Annotated in this window: 18 protein-coding genes; 10 read left to right on the top strand and 8 right to left on the bottom strand. The window is 65.4% G+C overall.

Annotation, left to right across the window (positions count from 1 at the left end; translation table 11 throughout):
- Positions 1-2: 2 nt before the first annotated feature.
- Genes EHH60_RS16525 through EHH60_RS16540 form a run of 4 tightly spaced genes read right to left on the bottom strand, consistent with a single transcriptional unit; the run spans position 3 to position 3,832 of the window.
- Entirely contained in the window at positions 3-812 is an 810-nt protein-coding gene (locus EHH60_RS16525; protein ID WP_124160508.1) for an ABC transporter permease, read from the bottom strand.
- The gene (locus EHH60_RS16530) at positions 802-1,659 is read right to left on the bottom strand and encodes an ABC transporter permease (protein ID WP_124160509.1); all 858 of its coding nucleotides are present in this window, start codon (positions 1,657-1,659) and stop codon (positions 802-804) included. Before EHH60_RS16530 ends, EHH60_RS16525 begins: the two co-directional genes overlap by 11 nt.
- On the bottom strand, positions 1,660-2,709 hold the full coding sequence (locus tag EHH60_RS16535; RefSeq protein ID WP_124160510.1) for an extracellular solute-binding protein: 1,050 nt from the start codon (positions 2,707-2,709) through the stop codon (positions 1,660-1,662).
- Between the two features lies 1 nt (position 2,710).
- Entirely contained in the window at positions 2,711-3,832 is a 1,122-nt protein-coding gene (locus EHH60_RS16540) for an ABC transporter ATP-binding protein (RefSeq protein ID WP_124160511.1), read from the bottom strand.
- Between the two features lie 200 nt (positions 3,833-4,032).
- On the opposite strand from EHH60_RS16540, the gene EHH60_RS16545 reads away from it, so the two are divergent.
- From EHH60_RS16545 to EHH60_RS16575, 7 genes are all read left to right on the top strand, one after another.
- Positions 4,033-4,803 (top strand): GntR family transcriptional regulator, encoded by a 771-nt coding sequence (locus EHH60_RS16545; protein ID WP_124160512.1) that lies wholly within the window; start codon positions 4,033-4,035, stop codon positions 4,801-4,803.
- Position 4,804: 1 nt separating this feature from the next.
- The gene (locus tag EHH60_RS16550; protein ID WP_124160513.1) at positions 4,805-5,461 is read left to right on the top strand and encodes an aspartate/glutamate racemase family protein; all 657 of its coding nucleotides are present in this window, start codon (positions 4,805-4,807) and stop codon (positions 5,459-5,461) included.
- A 148-nt stretch (positions 5,462-5,609) separates the two neighbouring features.
- Positions 5,610-7,331 carry an AMP-binding protein gene (locus EHH60_RS16555; protein WP_124160514.1) on the top strand — a complete coding sequence of 574 codons (1,722 nt, stop codon included), beginning with the start codon at positions 5,610-5,612 and terminating at the stop codon, positions 7,329-7,331.
- A gap of 12 nt (positions 7,332-7,343) precedes the next feature.
- Entirely contained in the window at positions 7,344-10,649 is a 3,306-nt protein-coding gene (locus EHH60_RS16560; protein ID WP_199751511.1) for an acetyl-CoA carboxylase family protein, read from the top strand.
- A 174-nt stretch (positions 10,650-10,823) separates the two neighbouring features.
- The gene (locus EHH60_RS16565) at positions 10,824-12,695 is read left to right on the top strand and encodes a sigma-54-dependent Fis family transcriptional regulator (protein WP_199751512.1); all 1,872 of its coding nucleotides are present in this window, start codon (positions 10,824-10,826) and stop codon (positions 12,693-12,695) included.
- Positions 12,696-12,821: 126 nt separating this feature from the next.
- Positions 12,822-13,709 (top strand): LysR family transcriptional regulator, encoded by an 888-nt coding sequence (locus EHH60_RS16570; protein WP_124160517.1) that lies wholly within the window; start codon positions 12,822-12,824, stop codon positions 13,707-13,709.
- Between the two features lie 246 nt (positions 13,710-13,955).
- On the top strand, positions 13,956-15,263 hold the full coding sequence (locus EHH60_RS16575; protein WP_245454508.1) for an FAD-binding protein: 1,308 nt from the start codon (positions 13,956-13,958) through the stop codon (positions 15,261-15,263).
- A gap of 19 nt (positions 15,264-15,282) precedes the next feature.
- Here the strand turns inward: EHH60_RS16575 and EHH60_RS16580 are convergent, their stop codons facing one another.
- Both EHH60_RS16580 and EHH60_RS16585 read right to left on the bottom strand, forming a co-directional pair.
- Positions 15,283-15,837 carry a flavin reductase family protein gene (locus tag EHH60_RS16580; protein WP_124160519.1) on the bottom strand — a complete coding sequence of 185 codons (555 nt, stop codon included), beginning with the start codon at positions 15,835-15,837 and terminating at the stop codon, positions 15,283-15,285.
- 57 nt (positions 15,838-15,894) lie between these two features.
- Complete coding sequence (locus EHH60_RS16585) at positions 15,895-16,992, bottom strand: LLM class flavin-dependent oxidoreductase (RefSeq protein ID WP_124160597.1); 1,098 nt, start codon at positions 16,990-16,992, stop codon at positions 15,895-15,897.
- 217 nt (positions 16,993-17,209) lie between these two features.
- On the opposite strand from EHH60_RS16585, the gene EHH60_RS16590 reads away from it, so the two are divergent.
- The 3 genes from EHH60_RS16590 (at position 17,210) to poxB (ending at position 20,614) form a co-directional block, all read left to right on the top strand.
- A complete protein-coding gene (locus tag EHH60_RS16590; RefSeq protein WP_124160520.1) occupies positions 17,210-18,124 on the top strand; it encodes a 2-dehydro-3-deoxygalactonokinase in 915 nt (304 codons plus the stop codon).
- Positions 18,125-18,137: 13 nt separating this feature from the next.
- Complete coding sequence (locus EHH60_RS16595) at positions 18,138-18,770, top strand: 2-dehydro-3-deoxy-6-phosphogalactonate aldolase (protein WP_124160521.1); 633 nt, start codon at positions 18,138-18,140, stop codon at positions 18,768-18,770.
- 107 nt (positions 18,771-18,877) lie between these two features.
- Complete coding sequence (poxB, locus tag EHH60_RS16600; RefSeq protein ID WP_124160522.1) at positions 18,878-20,614, top strand: ubiquinone-dependent pyruvate dehydrogenase; 1,737 nt, start codon at positions 18,878-18,880, stop codon at positions 20,612-20,614.
- Between the two features lie 65 nt (positions 20,615-20,679).
- Here poxB and EHH60_RS16605 read toward each other — a convergent pair whose 3' ends face one another.
- Together EHH60_RS16605 and EHH60_RS16610 are read right to left on the bottom strand one after the other, a co-directional pair.
- Positions 20,680-21,045, bottom strand: coding sequence for a hypothetical protein (locus tag EHH60_RS16605; RefSeq protein ID WP_199751513.1), 366 nt, complete (start codon positions 21,043-21,045; stop codon positions 20,680-20,682).
- Positions 21,046-21,112: 67 nt separating this feature from the next.
- Entirely contained in the window at positions 21,113-22,021 is a 909-nt protein-coding gene (locus EHH60_RS16610; protein WP_124160523.1) for a PaaI family thioesterase, read from the bottom strand.
- Between the last annotated feature and the right edge of the window lie 143 nt (positions 22,022-22,164).

The following is a 22,164-nucleotide window of genomic DNA, read 5'->3' on the forward strand; positions in this document are numbered from 1 at the left end:
GATCAGCGGCTCCCGATCTGGCGGCTGACGCCGCCGAAGATTTCGGCGCAGACGAGGCCCGCCAGAGTCAGCAGCACGATCACGCCGGAGACGGCGGCGACGCGCACGTCGAGGCTGCCTTCGAGGATCGCCCAGAGCTTGATCGGCAGGACCTCGGTGCGCGCGTCGGCGAGGAATAGCGACACCGGAACATTGTCGAACGAAGTGAGGAACGCGACGAAGCAGCTCGCGACGATGCCGCGGCGGATCAGCGGCAGAGTGATGCGGCGGAAGGTGTACCAGCGGCTGGCACCCAGGCTCAACGAGCAGGTGATGAGCACCGGATTGAGCTGCTGCACCGAGGCGCCGACCATGCGGATGACGAAGGGAACGGAGATGATGGTGTGGCCGAGCACCAGCGTCGCCGCCGACAGGCGGATGCCGAGCAGGTTGAAGACCAGCAGCAGCGACAGGCCGAAGGCCATCGCCGGCAGCACCATCGGCGACATGAACAGGGCATCAAGGACGCGCGCGATCTTCAGCCGGCTCCGTGCCAGTCCGAGTGCCGCCGCGCCGCCCAGCACTGCGGAAAGAATCGTCGCCGCCGCAGCGACCTTGAGACTCGTCAACGCGGGCGCGACGATTTCCTGCGATTGCAGCAGCTCGACATACCAGCGCAACGACCAGCTCGGCGGCGGGAATTTCAGCGTGATGCCGCCGGTGAAGGAAATGATCAGCACGACCAGCGTCGGTGCCAGCAGCAGCAGCATCCCGAATGCGGTGATGGCACCAATGATGGTGGAATAGGCGCGATCAATGAGGCTACGCTGCATCGACGCCTCGCACGCAGCGGCGCGACAGCGCACCGATGGCAAAGACGATGCCGGTCACGGCCAGCGTGAAGATCAGCGACAGCGCCGCCGAGAACGGCCAGTCCTGCACGCCGACCGCCTGTTGGTAAATATAGGATGGCATCAGGATAATGCGCCCGCCGCCGACCAGCGTCTGGGTGATGAAGGCGGTCGCAGCGGCGGCGAAGACGAGCAGCCAGCCGGCGATCGCGCCTGGCAGCGTCAGCGGCAGGATGACGGTGACGAAGATGCGGGCGCGGCCTGCACCCAACCCTTCTGCCGCACGCGTCAGATTGCCGTCGAGCCGCAGCAGGCTGTTGATGACAGGCAGCGCCATCAGGGGAAGCTGGATCTGGGTCAGCGCCAGCACCATGCCCTCCCACGTGTACAGCAAGCGAGCCGGGGCCTGCCAGAGCCCGAGCGACAGCATCGCCGTGTTGATGATGCCGTCGCGGCCGAGCAGGACGATCCAGGCAAAGGTGCGCACCACCGTGCTGGTCAGGAGCGGCAGCATGATCAGGAACGTGATCAAGGTACGCATGACCTGGCCGCTCGCGGCGTAAACAAGTGCGAGCGGGTAGGCGAGGATCAGCGTCGCCAATGCGACCTCCGTCCCCAGCCAAATCGTGTCCGTCAGCACCTTGATGCTGAACGGGTCCGAGAAGAAGCGCAAATACTGCGCCGGCGACAGCTCCGCGAATTGTGGCGTGCGGAACAGACTGATCGCGACAAGCGCAATCAGTGGCAGCACGAAGGCGGCCAGGAACAACGCCGCCAGTGGGATCACCGGCAGCATTTGTCGTGATGCAGTCGTGCTTGCCGGCGTCATTTAGATCTTCACTTCCTTGCTGAAGCGGGTGATCCATTCGCCGCGCAGCGGCTGGAACTTGGTCCAGTCGAGCAGCACATTGCTGGCAACGAGGTCGTCGACGCTCTTGGCGACGGTGAGATTGGCGCCGGTCAGCGCCACCTTGCTGTTGGTCGGCATCATCACCCAGGGGGCCGCCTCGAGGCCCTTCTGCGTTTCGACCGACATCACCGTGTCGAGATAGTCCAGCACCGCCTTCGGATCCTGGTTGTTCTTGACGATCTGGGCGCTGGTGCGGATCACGACGGCGCCGGATTTCGGCTTCGCGAAGGCGATGTCGACGCCCTTGGCGGCGAGCAGCGCGACGTTGTTCCAGAAATTGAAGGCGATTTCGATCTCGCCCTGCTGGAACAGCGCAGCCAGCGCGCCGGGCGAGGCCGCGATCGCACCGACGTTGGGCAGCAGCTTCTTGATGGCCTCGAAGGCCGGCTCGATATTGGTCTCGGAGCCGCCGTTCAGCTTCGCGATCTCGACCATGAAGGCAGTGCCGAGGCTCGAGCCGAGCCCGGTGATACCGACGCGCCCCTTGTACTCCGGTTTCCAGAGATCCTCCCACGAGGTCGGGGGCGTCGTGATCTTCTTGGGATTGTAGGCGATGCCGATCAACTGACAGGTGATGACAGGCGCGTAACCGTCGGGATGACGGAATGCGCTTGGAATGTCGGCAAACGACTTCGATTGCCCGACCGGGAATTTCTCCAGCACGCCGCTCGCGATCGCAGGGATCAGCGGGCCCTCGTCGAACAGCACGACATCGAACGGCGGCGCGTTGCGCGAGGCCTGGATTTTGCCGATCTGGTCGACGCCGAGCAGGGGCGTGAAGGTGACACCGCCATCGCTGGACTTCTTGAAAGCCGGTCCGACCACCGCGCGGAAGGCTTCATCGAAGCTGCCGGGATAGGTCGTTGCCACGATCGAGGGCGCCGCCCGCGATGATGTCGGCCATCCGAGACCAGCTGCCGCAAGCGCGGCCGAACCTGAGGTGAGCAGCGATCTCCGGGATAGGCTCATGTCAAACACTCCTTTGCTGAAACTTGGAAACGTCGTCGACGGGCGTGCTGAAAATGCTGACGCGCGAGACATCGGAGATCGCGAGCCAGGCCGTCTCCCCGGCCTGCGCTTTCGCGATGCCGGCGGCGCGGGCCTGGCTGACCTTCACGGCTTCACCGCTCGCGGTGACGCCCTCGGTGACGCTGACGGCGCCGAGCGGCAAAGTGGCGCGAATCGTGATGGGAATGGCGCCGGGCCGCTCGGCGCCGAACGCGATGTTCTCAGGCCGAACCGAGATCGTCACCTGCGTGCCGCGCCTGCGCTGGGTCGAACGGCCGAGGTCGATCTCGGGCCCGGCGTCCAGCTGGACGCGATCGGCATCGGTGACGGTACCGCGCAGGAGATTGGTATGGCCGATGAAGCTCGAGATGAACAGGCTCGCCGGGCGGTCGTAGAGCGCATCCGGGCTGTCGATCTGCTCGATGCGTCCGTTGTTCAGCACGACGATGCGGTCGGCCATCGACAGCGCCTCCTCCTGATCGTGCGTGACGATGATGGAGGTGACGCCAAATGTCTTCAGTAGGCTCTTGATCTCGATCTGCATGTCGAGGCGCAAATTCTTGTCCAGCGCCGAGAACGGCTCGTCGAGCAGGACGAGGCCCGGATCGATCGCGAGCGTCCGCGCCAGCGCGACGCGTTGCTGCTGTCCGCCGGAGAGCTCTCCGGGCAGTCTTCGCGCAAACGACGCCATCTGGGTGAGGCCGAGCATCTGCTCGACCTTTGCCGCGACCACGTCCTTCGCCGTCTTGCGCGCCCGCAGGCCATAGGCGACGTTTTCGAACACAGTCAGGTGCGGAAACAGCGCATAGTTCTGAAACACCATGCCGATGCGGCGGCGGTTGGCCGGAATATGCTCGACCCGCGCGCCGTCGAAGCGCACCTCGCCCCGGGACGGACGCAGGAAGCCTGCGATGATCTGGAGCATCGTGGTCTTGCCGCAGCCGGACGGGCCGAGGAGGGCGATCAACTCACCGGCTGCAACGGTAAGATCGATCTCGTCCAGCGCAACGGTCGCGCCGAAGGCGTGGCCGATGCCCTTCAGATCCAGCGAGAGTCCGCGTACATCGCTCAACGCCAGCTCCATCCTTCGAATTGTCCTGCGCGAGGGAAGTTAGCAATCGCCGTGCCAGTGCGGCTCGTCCAATAAGGCATTGCGATCATTGCGATAATTTTCAGGCAACAAATATTGGCGCCAATCTGTTGGCTATATTGTAAACAGTCGTGCGGCCAGTTTGTCTAAAAGATGGGCTCCGGCAGCATTCCAGAATCCTGTAAGAGCGACGCATGAAGCGAACCCGTCCCCTCAAGCGCAAGCCGAAGCGCACCGAGCCGAAACACAGGGAGCCGGAGGCCGTCGACCCGCGCAGCATCGACGACGATCCGGTGGTTCAGGGAATCCTGACCGCGATCAGCCAGAAGCGGCTCAAGCCGGGCGCCAAGCTCGGCGAGGACAAGCTCGCCGCGGCCTTCGGTACCACACGGATTCACATCCGCCAGGCGTTGTCCCATCTCGCCTCGCGCAAGGTGGTGATGCAGATCCCCAACCGCGGCGCCTTCGTGTACCGGCCGAGCTGGGAGGAGGCGCAGGACATCTTTGCCGCGCGCCGGATCATCGAGACCGCAGCTGTGAGCGCCGCGGTCGACCGGCTGGACAAGGCCGGCAAGGCGGAGCTGAAGGCGCATATGGAGCGGGAGGCGCGTCACGATCGCAATGACCGCTGGGCCTCGCTGTCGCTGACGGCCGAGTTCCACATCCTGGTTGCCAAGCTCGCCGGCAACCGCGTGTTGCTGGAAATGTCGCGCGAGCTGATGCTGCGGACATCGCTGGCGATCGCGACCTTCGAGCAGCCGGGAGAGCCGGATTGCTCGCCCGACGCTCACCCCGACATCGGCGCGTTGATCCTCGCCCGCGACAAGGCCGGCGCGGTCCATGCCATGCGTCATCACATCGAGGAGATGGAGCAGCGGATCCGGCCGAAGGAAGGCGAGGACGAGGTTGACGAGCTCACCGCGATCTTCAAGGAGATCGGCGCGCGGGCGCGGGCGGGCGGATAGCATGGCGGGCCGCCGTATCCTCCTGATCAATCCGAACAGCCTCGAGGCGACCACCACGATGATGGTGGCGATTGCCAAGTCTGCAGCCGCGGATGGCTTCCACATTGCCGGTGCCACGGCAACGCGTGCGCCCACGATGATCGTCTCGGCGGATGCGTTGGAGGCAGCCGCGCCGGAGGTCGAGGAGATCGCGCATGCCCGCAGCGGCGAGTGCGACGGCATCATCGTCGCGGCATTCGGCGATCCCGGTCTCGCCGGAATCAAGGCGAGGATGAAATTGCCTGCCGTCGGCATCGGCGAGTCCTCGATGCTGGAGGCCGCGGAGAACGGCCGACGCTTCGGCGTGGCGACCACGACGCCGCTGCTGAAAGCGAAAATCGATGCACTGACGGACGCGCTGGGATTGCGATCGCACTACACCGGCGCACGCTTCGCCGAAGGCGATCCGCATGAGTTGATGCGTGATCCATCGCTGTTGCGCACTGCTCTTGCCGGCGCGGTCGAGGCTTGCATTGCGCAGGACGGCGCGGAGGCGGTGATCATCGGCGGTGGGCCGCTGGGTGAAGCAGTACGCGATCTTCAGCCGATCTTCACCGTGGCGGTCATCGCGCCGATCACGTCAGCCGTGCGGCGGATCATTCGCCTCGTCGCGGCGTAACGTCTGGTTTTTCCGCGCTGCGGCATCGGCCGTGCTGCGGAAAACTGTTTTCCTTGACATGAACTCTGCCGTGCTCGACGTGTAACGAGGTCGCGTGATGGCAGGTTGCGTCCCTCACGATAAGAAAAAGCAGCACGGGAAAGACGCCATGAGTGCAGGCCTCAACGAAAAGGACTATCTCGCCGCTTTGCGCGGGTTGTGGGACAAGGCTTGGCCGAAGGGCATGCCGCGCTCGCCGAACTATCTGCACGGCGAAGTTCCCCTGACGGAATATCTGCGCGCCTGGGCGAAACAAAGTCCGGAGCGTGCTGCCGTGATCTTCTACGGTCACGTCACCACTTACGCGGAGCTCGACCGGCAGAGCGACCGCTTCGCGGCGCTGTTGCAAGCCAAGGGCGTGCGCAACGGAGACCGCGTCGCCGTCTTCCTGCCGAACTGCCCGCAATTCCACATCGTGTTTTTCGGTATCCTGAAGCTCGGTGCGATCCACGTTCCCGTCAGCCCGCTCTCGCGCGCGTTCGAGCTGTCCTACGAGCTCAACGACACCAAGGCCGAGGTGATCGTCGCGCTGGACCAGCTCATGCCGGTCGTCGAGCAAGTCAGGGACGAGGTGCGGCTGCGCGAGATCATCGTCACCAGCTTTGCCGACGTCGTGCCTGCAAGGCCGGCATTTCCGGCGCCAGACTCGATCCGCGCGCCGCGTGTTGCAATCGCTGGCGCGACCGATCTGTTGCCGACGCTCGCCGCGATGCCGACTCCTGTGCCGCTACCGCCGCCCGGCCTCGATGATGTCGCCGCGCTCAACTACACCGGCGGCACGACCGGCATGCCCAAGGGCTGCGTCCACACCCATCGCGACATGGTCTACACGGCCGCCGCCAATTACGGCATCTCGGTCCTGTCCGACGAGAGCAGCGTGTTCCTGTCGTTCTTTCCGGAATTCTGGATCGCGGGCGAGAACTTTGGCCTGATCTTCCCGCTGTTCTCCGGCGCGACGCTGGTGCTGCTCGCGCGCTGGGATGCCATCGGCGCGATGGCGGCGATCGACAAATACAAGGTCACGATCACCGCGATGCCGGTGGACGGCGCGGTCGAGCTGATGGACCATCCGCGCTGGAGCGAATTCGACCTGTCGTCCTTGAAGCAGGTGCGCGTCGTCTCCTTCGTCAAGAAGCTCAATGCCGATTATCGCAGGCGCTGGAAGGACCTCACCGGCACAATCCTGATGGAGGCGGCCTGGGGCATGACGGAAACCCACACCTCCAACACCTTCACGGCTGGCTTTCAGGACGACGATTTCGACCTCAACAACCAGCCAATCTTTGTCGGGCTACCGGTCCCCGGTGCCGAGTTCAAGATCACCGATTTCGAAACGGGTGCGCTGTTGCCGCTCGGCGCCGAAGGCGAGATCCGCGTCCGCACGCCGTCGCTGCTCAAGAGCTACTGGAACAAGCCGGAGGCGACTGCGGAGTCTCTGATCGATGGTTGGCTGCGCACCGGCGACATTGGCACCATCGACAAGGATGGTTTCTTGCACTTCCTCGGCCGCCGCAAGGAGATGCTGAAGGTCAAGGGCATGAGCGTGTTTCCGCCGGAGATCGAGGCGCTGCTGGGGCAACACCCGAAGGTGCTGGGCTCGGGCGTGGTCGGCCGCGACGATCCCGACAAGGGGCAGGTGCCGGTGGCCTTTGTCCAACTTAAGCCGGAGGCCGCCGGCAGCGTCTCTGCCGAGGATCTGCGCGCCTGGTGCGCCGAGCGCATGGCCGTCTACAAGGTTCCGGAGATTCGTATCATCGAAGCGCTGCCGCTGACGGCCACGGGCAAAGTGAAGAAGCAGGACCTCAATCCAAGCCTGCCCGCTGCTGTCTGAGTGAGAGGGATCATGTCGTTCAAGAAGCTCCTGATCGCCAATCGCGGCGAGATCGCCATCCGAATAGCGCGCGCGGCGGCCGACGCCGGCATCGCGACGGTCGCGATCCATCCTGCGGACGATGCGCTGTCGCTGCATGTGCGCGTTGCGGACGAGGCGATCGAGATCCCCGGCCGCGGCGCTCGGGCCTATCTGGACATCGACGCCGTAGTGAAGGCGGCCAAAGCGGTGGGCTGTGACGCCGTGCATCCCGGCTATGGCTTTCTCAGCGAGAACGCGGCCTTCGCAAAGGCCTGCTCCGACGCAGGGATCACTTTCGTCGGCCCCAAGGCGACAGCGCTCGAACTGTTCGGCGACAAGGTCGCGGCACGGCAACTGGCCAAGCGCTGCGGCGTGCCAATCATCGCCGGCACCAGCGGGCCGTCGAGTCTTGAGGAGATCGCGGCCTTTTTCGCGTCGCTCGGCAGCAACGCGGCGATCGTGATCAAGGCGATGGCCGGCGGCGGCGGTCGCGGCATGCGCGTGGTGGAGAACGCGTCCGATCTCGCGGAAGCCTATGCGCGCTGCCAGTCCGAAGCCAAAGCGGCGTTCGGTTTCGATGGCGTCTATGCCGAGCGGCTGATCCGGCAGGCGCGCCACATCGAGGTGCAGATCATCGGCGATCGCCATGGTGCGATTTCACATCTTTGGGAGCGCGAATGCACCATCCAGCGCCGCCATCAGAAGCTGATCGAGGTGGCGCCGAGCCCGTCGCTGAGCGATGCCTTGCGCGGTCGTATCATCGAGGCGGCGAAGCAGCTTGCGGCGGCGGCCTCTTACGACAATCTCGGCACCTTCGAGTTCCTGGTCGACGGCACGGCAGACGACAGCTTTGCCTTCATCGAGGCCAACCCGCGGCTCCAGGTCGAGCACACCGTCACGGAAGAGGTGCTCGGGCTCGATCTCGTCCGCGCCCAGCTCGCGGTCGCTGAAGGCAGCACGCTGGCCTCGCTGGGACTTGCGCAGGGATCGATCCCGAAGCCGCGCGGCTATGCCATGCAGCTTCGCGTCAACATGGAGACGCTGGACGAGACGGGCGCGACCCATCCGACTGGCGGGGTGCTTGCCGTGTTCGAGCCGCCGTCGGGCCCGGGGGTGCGCGTCGATAGCTTTGGCTATGCCGGCTACAAGACCAGTGCCGCCTTTGATTCACTGCTGGCCAAGGTGATCGTGCACACGCCGGGCGAGGCCTGGCATGACGTGGTCGCGAAAGCCTCGCGCGCCTTGCGGGAGTTCCGGATCGACGGCGTCGTTACCAACATCGCTTTCCTCCAGGCGGTGCTCGCGCATCCCGATTTCAGGATCAACCGCATTGCGACCGATTTCATCCACCGCAACATCGGCAAACTCGTCGGGGCGGCCGAGGGCGCGGCAAAGCCGCTCTACTTCGCTGCGACCGAGCGGAGCGGCGCCCACGGCACGGAGGCCCACGTCGCGCAAGTGGTGCCCGAAGGCGCGGTGATGGTCGCAGCGCCCCTGCAAGGAACCATCGTCACGGTCCAAGTCAAGGAAGGTGAGATCGTGCGCCCCGGCCAGCAGCTTGCCGTGATCGAGTCCATGAAGATGGAGCATCTCGTCATGGCCGAGCAGGGCGGCCGGGTCATGAAGCTCCTTGCCGGTGACGGGGCCACGCTGATGCATGGCGAGCCGATCCTCTATCTCGAGCCGCTCGATGTTGCGGCTGATAGCACCGCGGCGGAAGCGGACATCGATCTCGACTACATCCGCCCCGATCTCGCCGAGCTCATCGCGCGCCAGGCCAATACGCTCGACGAGAACCGTCCGGCCTCGGTCGAGCGCCGCCGCAACACCAATCAGCGCACCGCGCGCGAGAACGTTGCCCAGCTCGTCGACGAAGGCTCGTTCATGGAGTACGGCAGCCTTGCCATCGCGGCACAGCGCCGTCGGCGCAAGCTCGACGATCTCATCAAGAATACGCCGGCCGACGGCCTCGTCATGGGCGTCGGCACGGTGAATGCCGGGAAGTTCGGCCCCGAGGGCGGGCGCTGCATCGTCGTGGCCTATGATTACACCGTGCTCGCGGGCACGCAGGGCCACATGAACCACAAGAAGATCGACCGCATGCTGACGCTTGCGGAAGACTGGCGCGTGCCGCTGGTGTTCTACGCCGAGGGCGGCGGCGGCCGGCCCGGCGATACCGACCGGCTCGGCATGACAGGGCTCGACGGTCCGTCCTTCGTGCAGTTCGCAAGGCTCTCGGGCCTCGTGCCGGTCGTTGGCGTGGTGTCCGGCTATTGTTTCGCCGGCAATGCCGCGATGCTCGGCTGCTGCGACGTCATCATCGCCACCAAGAACGCCTCGATCGGCATGGGCGGTCCGGCCATGATCGAGGGCGGCGGGCTCGGCGTCTATCATCCGGCCGAGGTCGGCCCCGTCTCGTTCCAGGCGCCGAACGGGGTCATCGACATCCTGGTCGAGGACGAGGAGGAGGCGACGTCCGTCGCGCAGAAATACCTGTCCTATTTCCAGGGCGCGGTTACGGCTTGGGAAGCCGCCGACCAGCGCATGCTTCGCCGCGCGATCCCGGAGAACCGGCTGCGCGTCTACGACATCCGCAGCGTGATCGACCTCGTCGCCGACAAGGATTCCGTGCTTGAGCTGCGACGCGACTACGGCGTCGGCATGATCACCGCGCTGATCCGCATCGAGGGCAAGCCGTTCGGCCTGATCGCCAACAATCCGCGCCATCTCGGCGGCGCGATCGATGCCGATGCCGGCGACAAGGCCGCGCGATTCCTCCAGCTCTGCGACGCCTTCGATCTGCCGATCGTCTCGCTTTGCGACACGCCAGGCTTCATGGTCGGCCCGGAGGCCGAGAAGACCGCGATCGTGCGCCACGTCTCGCGCATGTTCGTCACGGGCGCGAGCCTCACCGTCCCGCTGTTCGGCATCGTGCTGCGCAAGGGCTATGGGCTCGGGGCGCAGTCCATGATCGGCGGTGGCTTCCACGCCTCGTTCTTCACCGCGGCCTGGCCGACCGGCGAGTTCGGCGGCATGGGCCTCGAGGGCTATGTCCGCCTCGGCTTCCGCAAGGAGATGGAGGCGATCGCCGATTCCGAGGAACGCGAGACCTACTACCGCAACAAGGTCGCCGAGCTCTACGCCAACGGCAAGGCGGTCTCGATCGCCTCCGTGTTCGAGATCGACAACGTCATCGACCCCGCCGAGACCCGGCAATGGATCATGGCGGGCCTGCGATCGGTGCCGAAGCCCGAGCCGAGGACGGCGAAGAAGCGGCCGTGCATCGACACGTGGTGAGGGCGGTGCAGCAATTTTGATGATTCACTTCCCGTCATGCCGGGTTCGATGCTTCGCATCGCCCCGGAATGACGAGAAGAGACAGCACACCGCGTTCCCGTTCCCGGTTCCCGATTGACATCCCGCCCCGTGGTGCCAGACTTTGCACAATAATACAGGGTGGAGACGTCCGCGATGGCCAGCCTTTCGGCCTCGAACCATGTCGCCCGTGTCTTGTCCGTCGCCAATCAGGTCACAGACCGCTTGGCCGACGTCGACGCCTCGTCGCGGATCGCCAGTTCCTGGCGGCGCTGCCTGGTCAATCACAAGCTCGATCCGGCCCGCCAGGGTCCGCCACAGACGCTGACCGAAGCCGAGATCCGGCACGCCGCCGAACCGATGGAGCAGATGATCAGGCTCGCAATGCCCGAGCTCGACGATCTTGCCCGTGTGCTGCGCGACGCTGGCTACTGCGTCAATCTCGCGGATGCGAACGCGACCATGCTGTTCAGCCGCCTGCCGGGCGAAGCCGATGCAAAGATGTTTCTGGACTGGAAGATCTACACCGGCTCGAACTTCGCCGAGACCTTCGAGGGCACGAATGGGCTCGGGACCGCGCTCGCGGAGGAGAAGCCGATCCTGGTGCATCGCGACGAGCATTTTCGCGCGCAGTGGCACATGTTCTCCTGTGCCGTGGCGCCGCTGTTCGACCAGGCCGGTCGTCTCGCAGGCGCGGTGAACATCACGTCCTGCCGGGAGGATCTCGAACGCACCGCGCACCAGCTTGCGCTGGCTGTGACCATGGAGGCGACGCGGCGCATGGAGGGCGCCATCTTCCGTGGCCATTTCCACAATGCCTGGATCGCCACTGTGCCCGGCGACGGCGGCAGCGGCCTCATCGCCTATGACGACGACCGTCGCATCATCGGGGCCTGCCGTTCCGCGCGTCTACTGCTGGGCCTCACCGACGGAATGATCGCCGCCGGCATTGATCTGTCGCGCTACATCGAGTTCGACCATCAGGCCGAAGGTGGCGCGGAGGATGTCGTTCGGCTGCGCCGTGCCGACGGCAGCGCCCTGGGCCAGGGCCATGTCGCGCCGCCGCTGCGCAAGAGGACGCGCCCGCTTGCGCCGCGCCGCGATGCGCCTGTCGATCGCTTCGATGCACTGCATCGGCTCGCCGGCCGCGATCCCGGCCTGACCAAGAGCGTAAACCGGCTCAGGCGCATCGGAGATCACAATCTGCCGGTGCTGCTGCATGGCGAGACCGGCGTCGGCAAGGACGTATTCGCGCGCGCCATTCACGCCGCCAGCAACCGGGCGCGTCACAACTATGTCGCACTGAATTGCGCGGCGATGCCGGAGAGCCTGATCGACGCCGAACTGTTCGGCTACGAGGCCGGCGCCTTCACCGGCGCCCGGCGCGACGGTTCGAAGGGCCTGATCGTGCAGGCCGATCGCGGCACGCTGTTCCTCGACGAGATCGGCGACATGCCGATCGGCTTGCAGACGCGCCTGTTGCGGGTTCTGGAAAACCGAGAGGTCTGGCCGCTCGGCGCGCTCAAGCCTGTTGCCGTCGACATCCGCCTGATCAGCGCCACGCATCGCGATCTCGGCCGTATGGCGGAGCAGGGCGCGTTCCGCGCCGATCTCTACTTCCGCCTGCGCGGCATCGAGGTGCGGCTGCCGGCGCTGCGCGAGCGCGCCGACCGCGACGATGTCATTCGCCAGATCGCCCGCGAGGAGGCGCCGAATTGTCGTTTGTCGGACGAGGCTTGGTCACAGCTCGCGGCCTATCCGTTCCCCGGCAACATGCGTCAGCTCCGTCACGTGTTGCGGCTCGCCGGCTGCACAGCGGAAGACGGCACGATCACGGATGCCGACCTTGATCTGCCGCCGTTCGGTGGACGGGCGGCGGAGCCCGATCTCGCGGCCGCCGAACGCGGGACGATCGTCGGCGCCCTGCGCGCGCATGGTGGCCGCGTCAGCGAAGCGGCTCGCGCCCTGAAGCTCAGCCGCGCGACGCTGTATCGGAAGATCAAGCAATTGAAGATCGAGCCCGTTTGATCCTTGGCCCGGCACGACGTCCCACTTCCGCCGAACAAGCTCGGAACGTGGGCAGCGCTTGAATCGTCCCGCGCCGATGGGCCGCCGCGAACGGGCATTGCCGCAAATTGCGAGAGAGGAGGCTCGATGGAGGAGATCGAAGTCTTTCTGGCTGTCGTCGAAGCCGGCAGCCAGACCGCGGCTGCGCGGCGGTTGGGGCGCTCGCTCCAGTCGGTCAACCGGGCGCTGGCTGCGCTGGAACGTGGCGTCGGCGTCGAACTGGTTCGGCGGACCACGCGGCAGTCGGTGGCCACGGAGGCGGGGCTTGCGTTCTATCGTCGCGTCAAGCCAGCGTTTGCCGAAATCAGCGAAGCGCGCCTCGAGGCGGCAAACCGGCGCGTCGAGCCCTCCGGGCTGCTCAGGGTCGCCGCGCCAATCCTGTTCGGGGCCACCCATGTCGTGCCGGCCATTGCCGAATTCATGGCGCGCTTTCCGGAGATCGAGGCCGACGTGAACATGTCGGACCGGCCCGTCGACCTCGTCGCTGACGGCTTCGACCTCGCCGTCCGGATCAGGGAATTGCCGGACTCCTCGCTCAAGACCCGGCGGCTGGGAGAGCTGCGCACCGTTGTCTACGGCGCGCCCTCCTACTTCAAGCGCCACGGCCGCCCGCGTCAGCCCTGTGATCTCGCCGATCATCAATGCATCCTGCGCAGAACTGCCGAGGGCGAAGCCGATACATGGCGGTTTCGGATCGACGGCCGCTTGACCACCGTGCAGGTGAATGGCCGCTTTCGCACCGACAGCACGACGGCAGCACATGCTGCCGCTCGTCATGGCATCGGTGTCGGATATGGCCCGTTCTGGCAGATCCGCGATCTCGTCGACCAGCAGGCTCTCGAAATCGTGCTCGAGGATTTCGAGGCGCCGCGAACGCCCGTGGGCGCAGTGTTTCCACCCAGTGCGATGCCGCCGGCCAAGACGCAGCTCTTCGTCGATCTCCTGGCGGAGAGGCTGAAGCTCGAGCGGCTTTAAGCGACGTTCGGGAACCCATTCTACCGGCTGGCGGGAATGTCTATCCCGCGCCGCGCCCGTTGTCCCGGCGTCGGGGCCATCGCAGCTTGAAGCGCAAGGGCACTTTCGCCCCGCGAGAAGGACTGCGCCATGACTCCCGATCGACGGACACTCCTCCATGCGGGCGTCAGCGTCACCGCGACGCTGGCCTCCGCTACTTTTGCCGGACAGTCGTCCGGCGCGCACGATTCACAATCGCCCGAGCCCTTGCTCGCGACCGATGCAAAATCTCGCGCGGCGGCCGCGCAGGATTTCGGCCACATCGTGGATAGACGGCCTCGCGCCGTCTGCAAGCCTGCGACGTGCGGCGAGGTCGCTGACATCATGCGCTGGGCAAAAGCCCAAGGCCTGAAGGTTGCGGCGCGCGGGCAAGGGCACGCAACCTATGGCCGGGCCATGGCCGAAGATGGCATCGTGATCGATCTTGGCATGCTGGCCACGATCCATCGGATCGAGCCGGATCGTGTCGTGGTCGATGCCGGTACGACCTGGCACAAGGTGGTGGAGGCGACCTTGGCTAAAGGGCTTGTCCCGCTGGTCTTGACCAATTACCTCGACTTGCCCGTCGGCGGCACGCTTGCCGTCGGAGGAATCGGGGGATCCTCATCCCGGCACGGTCTCCAGACCGATCAGGTTCTGGAACTCGACGTCGTCACCGGCGAAGGCGTGGAACTGACCTGTTCGCCGGCCTCGCATCCCGAGCTCTTCGATGCGGTTCGAGCCGGCCTTGCGCAATGCGCGATCATCGTCAGAGCGACGCTTCGCTTGATGCGCGCACCCGAGCGGGTTCGCCGATTTCGGCTGTCCTATCCCGATCTTGCCTCGCTCACGGCAGATCAACGGCGCGTTCTGGAAGAGGCGCGCTTCGATCAGTTGCAGGGGGCTGTCGTGCCGGACGGCACCGGTGGCTGGCGCTATCAACTGGAGGCGGGTGTCTTCTACGGCGACAAGATGCCTCCTGACGACGGCGGCTTGCTTGCGGGCCTGGTGGACAAGCGCGAGATCGTCTCCGACCTGACTTTCGGCGAAGACGCGAACGCATTCGCCAAGCTCGAAAAGATCCTCCGGGCGAATGGCCACTGGCTCAATCCGCATCCCTGGCTCCTGACCTATCTGCCGGGCAGCAACGCGCGGAAGATCGCGAGCGATGTCATTGCCAAATTGAACACCGATGATCTGGGCCCGTTCGGGCGCATCACCTACTATCCGATGTTCACCGACGGATGCCGCACGCCCCTGCTTCGGCTTCCTGACGAACGCGTTGTGTTCCCGTTCAATCTCATCCGTATCCCCGCGTCGGCGGACAGAGCGAATGCGGAACGGCTGGTCATGCGAAACCGCGAGCTCTATGAGCGTATTCGCAGCGCAGGTGGTGTGTTGTATCCGGTGAGCGCGTTTCCGATGTCGTCCAGCGATTGGGCGGATCATTTCGGTGCGCGATGGTCGCTCTTGCGCGAAGCCAAGGGCAGGCATGATCCCGGCAGCCATCTTACTCCGAGCTATGAGCTGTTCTAGATCGCCCTGTCCGGCATCGTCAGGAAAAATCCGTCCAGCTCAGATGCCGCGCGTCAAGATCGCCGATCGTTACGCCCTCGCGCATCTCCCGCGGCGTATGGAAGTTGCTGCGCAAGTACACGAGCGGCGTCGCCGTGGCCGAATGCGTCGCGCTACGCACCTCGCCCACGAAGATCGAATGTGTCCTGGTCTCGAATTCCTGCGCCAGCACGCAGTCGAACGCGGCAACCGCGTCTGTCAGCACCGGCGCGCCGGTTGCTCCACGCGTCCACTGCCCGAAGGCGAAGCGGTCGTCGCCGTTGACGCCCTTCTGACCGCTGAAGGTCAGCGCGAGCAGCGCATGATCCTCGTGCAGGAAGTTGATCGCAAACGCGCCTTCCTCGCGGATGCGCGCATGGGCACTGGCGTTGCGGTTGACGCAGACGATCAGCGAGGGCGGATTATCCGACAGCGAGCAGGCCGAGGTCACTGTCAGGCCTGTGCGCTTGCCGTGCTCGGCACCCACCGTCACCAACGCGACGGCGCCGGCGCATTGGCGCATCGCCTGCTTGAAATCCTTGGCATCGACCGTCACGCGGAAGTCTCCGAAATGAATGCGGGTGCGGCACGATCGCGCCGCACCCGCAGGCGGTCAAGCCGCCTTCTTCGCCGAGCCGAGATGCGCAAGACGCGGCATCACCTCGTTCTTCAGCAGCGAGAGCGAACGGTGCCAGGCCTCGGCCTTGTGCTTGTAGTCGAAGCCGAACACCAGGAGCACGCCGAAGCCGCCGACCTCGTCGTAGATCTTTTCGATCTTCTCGGCGACCGTCGCGGGCGAGCCGACGATCCAGTTCCGCTTGGCGCAATATTCGACCGTGACGTCGCTGTCAGGCACGTCGGGCGCGTGCTTCAGATAGTCCTTGAAGCCGAAATGGCCGAGCAGCGGCAGGAAGTACTCGCTCATCATCCGGCCCATCATGTCGCCGGTCGAGAGCTTCCAGGCCTCTTCATCGGTGTCGGCAACGAACACCTCGCGCACCAGCCGCCAATCCTGCCGGTTCGGCTTGCGTCCGGTCTTGGCGGCACCGATCTCGACCGAGTCCCAGTGGCTGGAGACGTAGGCCGGGTTGAGGTTGAGGCTCATCGGAATGAAGCCGCGCTCGCCCGCAAGCTTCAGCGTGTCCGAGTTCTTCGACAGCCCGGCGACGCCGATCGGCGGATGCGGCGCCTGCAGCGGCTTGATGTGCGGCTTGAGGAAGTCGAACATTGTGTCCGGCTTGGTCACGGTCCAGTACTTGCCCTTGTGGGTGAAGGGTGCCGGCTCCGTCCATAGCTTCAGGATGATCTCCAGCGCCTCGCGCGTCATGTCGCGGTTCTGCCCGCTCATGCCGTCGACGTTGAACATCGCCCAGTCGCTCGGGAGCCCCGAAGCCGCGACACCGAAATTGAGCCGGCCCTCGGAGAGGTGGTCCAGCATGGCGACGCGGTTGGCGAGCTCGGCCGGATGATGATAGGGCAAGAGAAAGCCGCCCGGCCCGATGCGAAGCTTTTTCGTCTGCATCAGCGCCTGCGCGATCAGGAGGTCGGGCGTGGGATTGGGTTCCCAGGGGGCGGTGTGGTGCTCGCCAACCCAGGCTTCCTGATAACCGAGCTCGTCGAGCCAGCGCATGACTTGCAGGTCCCAGTCGTTCCCTTCCTTCAGTCCGCACTCCGGCGGATGCGAGGGCATCGTGAAATAGCCGATCTCCATGGGTTTCCTCATCTGATGTTGACGCGTCTTGTCGCGCGTTGACGGAGTTGAACGACCAGTCTTCAGCAAGCGGTGTGCCAGCATGGCGGAGCCGCAAATTGGAGAGAAAGCGCTGGTTTGCCCGCGCAATAGCCGGTATCTCGACGAGAGCCTGCAAGACGTCGTCTCATTCGTCGCGAGACGGCGTCTCAGCCGTGAGACGAGGACGAGATCTGACATGACCGAATCCGCTTATGTCGCCGTGGACTGGGGCACCAGCAGCTTCCGGCTCTGGCTGATCGATGGCGCCGGCCAAGTGCTGACCGAGCGCCGCAGCGGCGAGGGCATGCTGGCGGCTGCGAAGGCCGGCTTCCCGGCGGTGCTGCGATCGCATCTTGCGGCGGTCGAAGCGCCGGATCATCTGCCGGTGCTCGTCTGCGGCATGGCCGGTGCCCGCACCGGCTGGGTCGAGGCCGGCTATGTCGACACGCCGGCGCCGCTCTCTGCCGTTCTGAAGCAGGCGGTGCGTGTGCCGGGCGAGGCACGCGACATCCGGATCCTGCCGGGCATCGCGCAGCGCGACGCCAAGGCGCCGGATGTCATGCGCGGCGAGGAGACGCAATTGCTCGGCGCGCTCGGCCTCGACGCCGCGGGCGAGGCGCTGGTCTGCATGCCCGGCACGCATTCGAAATGGGTTCGCGTGAAGGACGGCACGGTGGCGCACTTCTCCACCTTCATGACCGGCGAGCTGTTCAGTGCTGTTTCGCGCGAGACGATCCTGTCGCTCGCGGTCGCCGGCGCGGACGACGCCGAGGATGTCGCGAGCTTCAAGGCGGCCGTGAAAGCTGCGTACGATGCGCCGGCCTTCGCGGCCAATCTCCTGTTCGGCGCGCGGTCGCGACAACTTCTGTTCGGCGGCACGCCGGCCGCGGCGCGCGAGACGCTGTCGGGCACGTTGATCGGTGTCGAGCTGGCGGCAGGGCTCTCCGGCACCGTGCCGCAGGCGGGTGTCATGCTGATCGCCTCGGGACAGCTCGCGGCATTGTACCGGCTGGCTTTCGAGGCGTTATCGATGACCGCAAGGCCGGCCGATGCGGATGAAGCCGTCCGCCGCGGTTTGTCGATGGCGGCTGCCGCGATCTGGACGAAGTAGAAGGATTCTTGAGATGACCGTTCCATTTCCGCCGATGAAGCGGCCGCTGGTCGCGATCCTGCGCGGCGTCAAGCCCGAGGAGACCGAGGCCATTGTCGGCGCGCTGATCGAAGCCGGCATGACTGCGATCGAAATTCCCTTGAACTCGCCCGATCCGTTCCGCTCCATCGCGACGGCGGTGAAGCAGGCGCCATCAGGCGTGTTGATCGGCGCCGGTACAGTGCTGACCGCGGCAGATGTCGATCGTCTCAACGACGTCGGCGGCAAGCTCATGGTCTCGCCCAATGTCGACACCGCGGTGCTGGTGCGCGCACATCAGCACGGTATGGTGACGATGCCCGGCGTGTTCTCGCCGACCGAGGCGCTGCTCGCCGCGCGCTCGGGCGCGTCGAGCCTGAAATTCTTTCCGGCGAGCGTGCTCGGCGCCTCCGGCATCGCCGCGATCAGAGCCGTGCTGCCATCAGGCGTGATGATCGCGGCTGTCGGTGGCGTCTCCGACCAGAACTTCGCGGAGTACATCAAGGGCGGCGTGACGGCGTTCGGGCTCGGCTCCAGCCTCTACAAGCCCGGCACGACGGCAGCGGATGTCGCAGCTCGTGCAAAGATGACGATCGCGGCCTACGATCGGGCGATTGCGCAAAATTGAGCAGGAACAGACAAGCCGTGATCGTGTCATAGCTTATTGTCCCTCGCGGTGTCGCAACCGATGTTTGCGCATCGTACATATGCGACTGGCTGGAGCAGGAGACCGACATGGCAATCAACAACGTAGCCGATCTGTTCGTGGCAACGCTCGAGCAGGCCGGCGTCAAGCGTATCTACGGCATCGTCGGCGACAGTCTGAATGCGCTGACCGAGGCGCTGCGCCGCCGCGGCACCATCGAATGGATCCATGTCCGGCACGAGGAGGTTGCAGCCTTTGCAGCCGCCGGCGAAGCCGAGATGACGGGCAGCCTTGCGGTGTGTGCGGGCTCCTGCGGCCCGGGCAATCTGCATCTGATCAACGGGCTGTTCGATGCGCATCGCAGCCGCGTTCCGGTGCTGGCGATTGCGGCGCAAATCCCAACCGCCGAGATCGGCGGCGGCTATTTCCAGGAGACCCATCCGCAAAACCTGTTCCGCGAGTGCAGCCATTATTGCGAGCTGGTCTCGGATTCGAGCCAGCTTCCCTACGTGCTGGAGAATGCGATTCGCGCCGCGGTGGGCTTGCGCGGCGTTGCCGTGGTTGCCATGCCCGGCGACGTCGCCTTCCGCAGTCCCCCGAAGCGCGCGCTGTCGACGGCGCGCGGCCTTGCCTTGTCGGCGCCGAAGGTCGTGCCGGAGGCCGATGAGCTGAAGGCGCTGGCGGACCTCCTGAACGGTGCCGAGCGCATCACTCTGTTCTGCGGCCGAGGCTGCGCCGGCGCGCATGCGCCGCTGATGCAGCTGGCGGAAGCTTTGAAGAGCCCGATCGTGCATGCGCTCGGCGGCAAGGAGCATGTCGAGTACGATAACCCTTACGACGTCGGCATGACCGGCTTCATCGGCTTCTCATCGGGCTACGCCGCTATGCACGCCTGTGACGCGCTGGTGATGCTCGGCACCGATTTTCCCTACAAGCAGTTCTTCCCGACCGACTGCCAGGTCGCGCAGATCGACATCCGTCCCGAAAATCTCGGCCGGCGTTGCAGGATCGATCTCGGCCTCGTCGGCGACGTCAAGCTCACCATCGAGGCGCTGCTGCCGCTGCTCAAGACCAAGATGCAGCGCAAGCATCTCGACGACGCCGTCGCGCACTACAAGAAGGCCCGCGAAGGGCTCGACTCGCTTGCAAAGGGCACGCCGGGCGCCAAGCCGATCCATCCGCAATATCTCGCAAAGGTCATCAGCGACCATGCGTCCGACGATGCCGTGTTCACCGCCGATGTCGGCACGCCGACCGTGTGGGCCGCTCGCTATCTCGACATGAACGGCCGCCGCCGGCTGATCGGCTCCTTCGTGCACGGCTCGATGGCCAACGCCATGCCCCAGGCGATCGGCGCGCAAGCCGCGCAGCCCGGCCGCCAAATCATCTCGCTCTCCGGCGACGGCGGCTTCACCATGCTGATGGGCGACCTCATCACGCTGACGCAGATGAAGCTGCCGGTGAAAGTCGTCGTGTTCAACAACGGCGTGCTGGGCTTCGTCGCGCTGGAGATGAAGGCGGCGGGCTTCGTCGACACCGGCGTCGATCTGGAGAACCCCGATTTCGCTGCGATGGCGCGCGCGATGGGTATCTTCGCGAAACGCGTCGAGGATCCCGGCGAGCTCCCCGGCGCGGTGAAGGAGATGCTGGCGCACAATGGGCCGGCACTGCTCGACGTCGTCACCGCCAAGCAGGAGCTGTCAATGCCGCCGACCATCACGGCCGAGCAGGTCAAGGGTTTCAGCCTCTGGGTCCTGCGCGCGGTGATGAACGGTCGCGGCGACGAGGTGCTCGATCTCGCAAAGACGAACCTCTTGCCGCGCTGATTTCGGCTGAGGCGGTTCGGTTCACCTCTTCCCAACGGGGAGAGGTGAACACCGAGTGCGCGGCCTCAGCCGCGCTTCACCGATGGCGTGGCCAGCCGATCATGGCGGTTCTGGAAGCGTCGCCAGTGCAGCACGGCGCCGACCAGCAGGGCTGGCAAAAAGCCGAGCCCGATCAGGAAAGGCGGCAACTGCTTCGCTGCGACGAAGGCGATGGCGATGTCCGAGATCAGCCACAGCGCGGCAAACACTACGGCAAAATCCATGCGCGGGCAGCGCAGATGGTAGAACACGGCCGTGATGACAATCGCAGGTCCGATCGCGACCGCGATCGTCACCGCCGTCAGATCTTTCGGCGTCAGCGCGTCGAGCATCATCGATGCCAGCAGCCAGAGCGCGGCGAACATGGCGACGATGTCGAGCGGGTGCCGCAATCCAATACCTCTCGCGGGGACGTGCTATCGTTGTTGCCGGAACTTCGGCCGTCAAGTCAAAATCCGCTTATTCATCGTCACTTCCCGGCGTCGGGCGCAGCATGAAGTGACCGAAAGCGGTGGCGATCGGCTTGGTGGCATCATCCTGCCAGGCCCGCGCCTCGAAGGCCACGATGCGCCGGCCCTGCTTCACGATCGAGACGTCGGCGAACGTGTCGAGGGCACGGCCGGAGCGCAGATAGTTGACGGTGAGGCCGATCGGCTTGGGCGGCGCCGCAGTGCCGAGCTCGCGCGCCACCCCGACGATCGCGGTGGTCTCCAGGAAGGCGCCGGTCATGCCGCCATGGATCGCGGGCAGGATCGGATTGCCGATGATCTTCGGCGAGAACGGCATCGTCAGCGTGCCGTCGTCGTTGACGCGGATGCCGAGACAGCGCGCGAACGGGCTACGCGCAAACGGCCCATCCGGATCCTCAGGAGCCTCCAGCGATGGGATGCTGCGCGCATCCATCCGGCGGTCGGCCAGCATGTTGGTGCGGTTGGCGCCGATCATGAAGCAGGCGGTGGCGGTCGCCACCGGATCATCCTCCGACTCCTGATAGGCGGTGGAGCGCACGAAGGCAATCGAGCGTGTGGTGCGGTAGCAGACCGAATGCGCCTTGATGTCGAGGCCCGGCGTCGCCGGCTTCTGATAGTCGATGCGCAAGTCCAGGGTTGCGATCGCGCGCGTGCCGTCGAGCGCAAGCTGCACGGCCATGCCGCAGCTCTCGTCCAGCATTGCCGTGACGATACCGCCGTGCAGCACGCCGGTCTCGGTGTCGCCGACGAAGACGGGCCGGTAGGGCAGGCTGGACCAGGCCTCGGCTGGCGCGAAGCGGTCGAGCTGGAGCCCACTGATATGGCCGTAATCAGAGCGGCGGCCCTTGATGGCTTCGGCGAGTTCCTCGAATGGGAGCGTGACAGGTACAGTGGACATGGCGCTGTTTTAAACCAGTGCCGAGCGCCGCGCAAAACCCCCGAATGTGCCTTGTCCGGGACGCCTGCCGGGGGCGGTTTGGCCTCGACAGGGCGGGCCAAAGCAACGATGGTGGGCGCTTCGTTCGTCCCATGCCCGCAAGG

The sequence above is a fragment of the Bradyrhizobium sp. RP6 genome (genome assembly GCF_003837805.1).
Classification (GTDB): Bacteria; Pseudomonadota; Alphaproteobacteria; order Rhizobiales; family Xanthobacteraceae; genus Bradyrhizobium.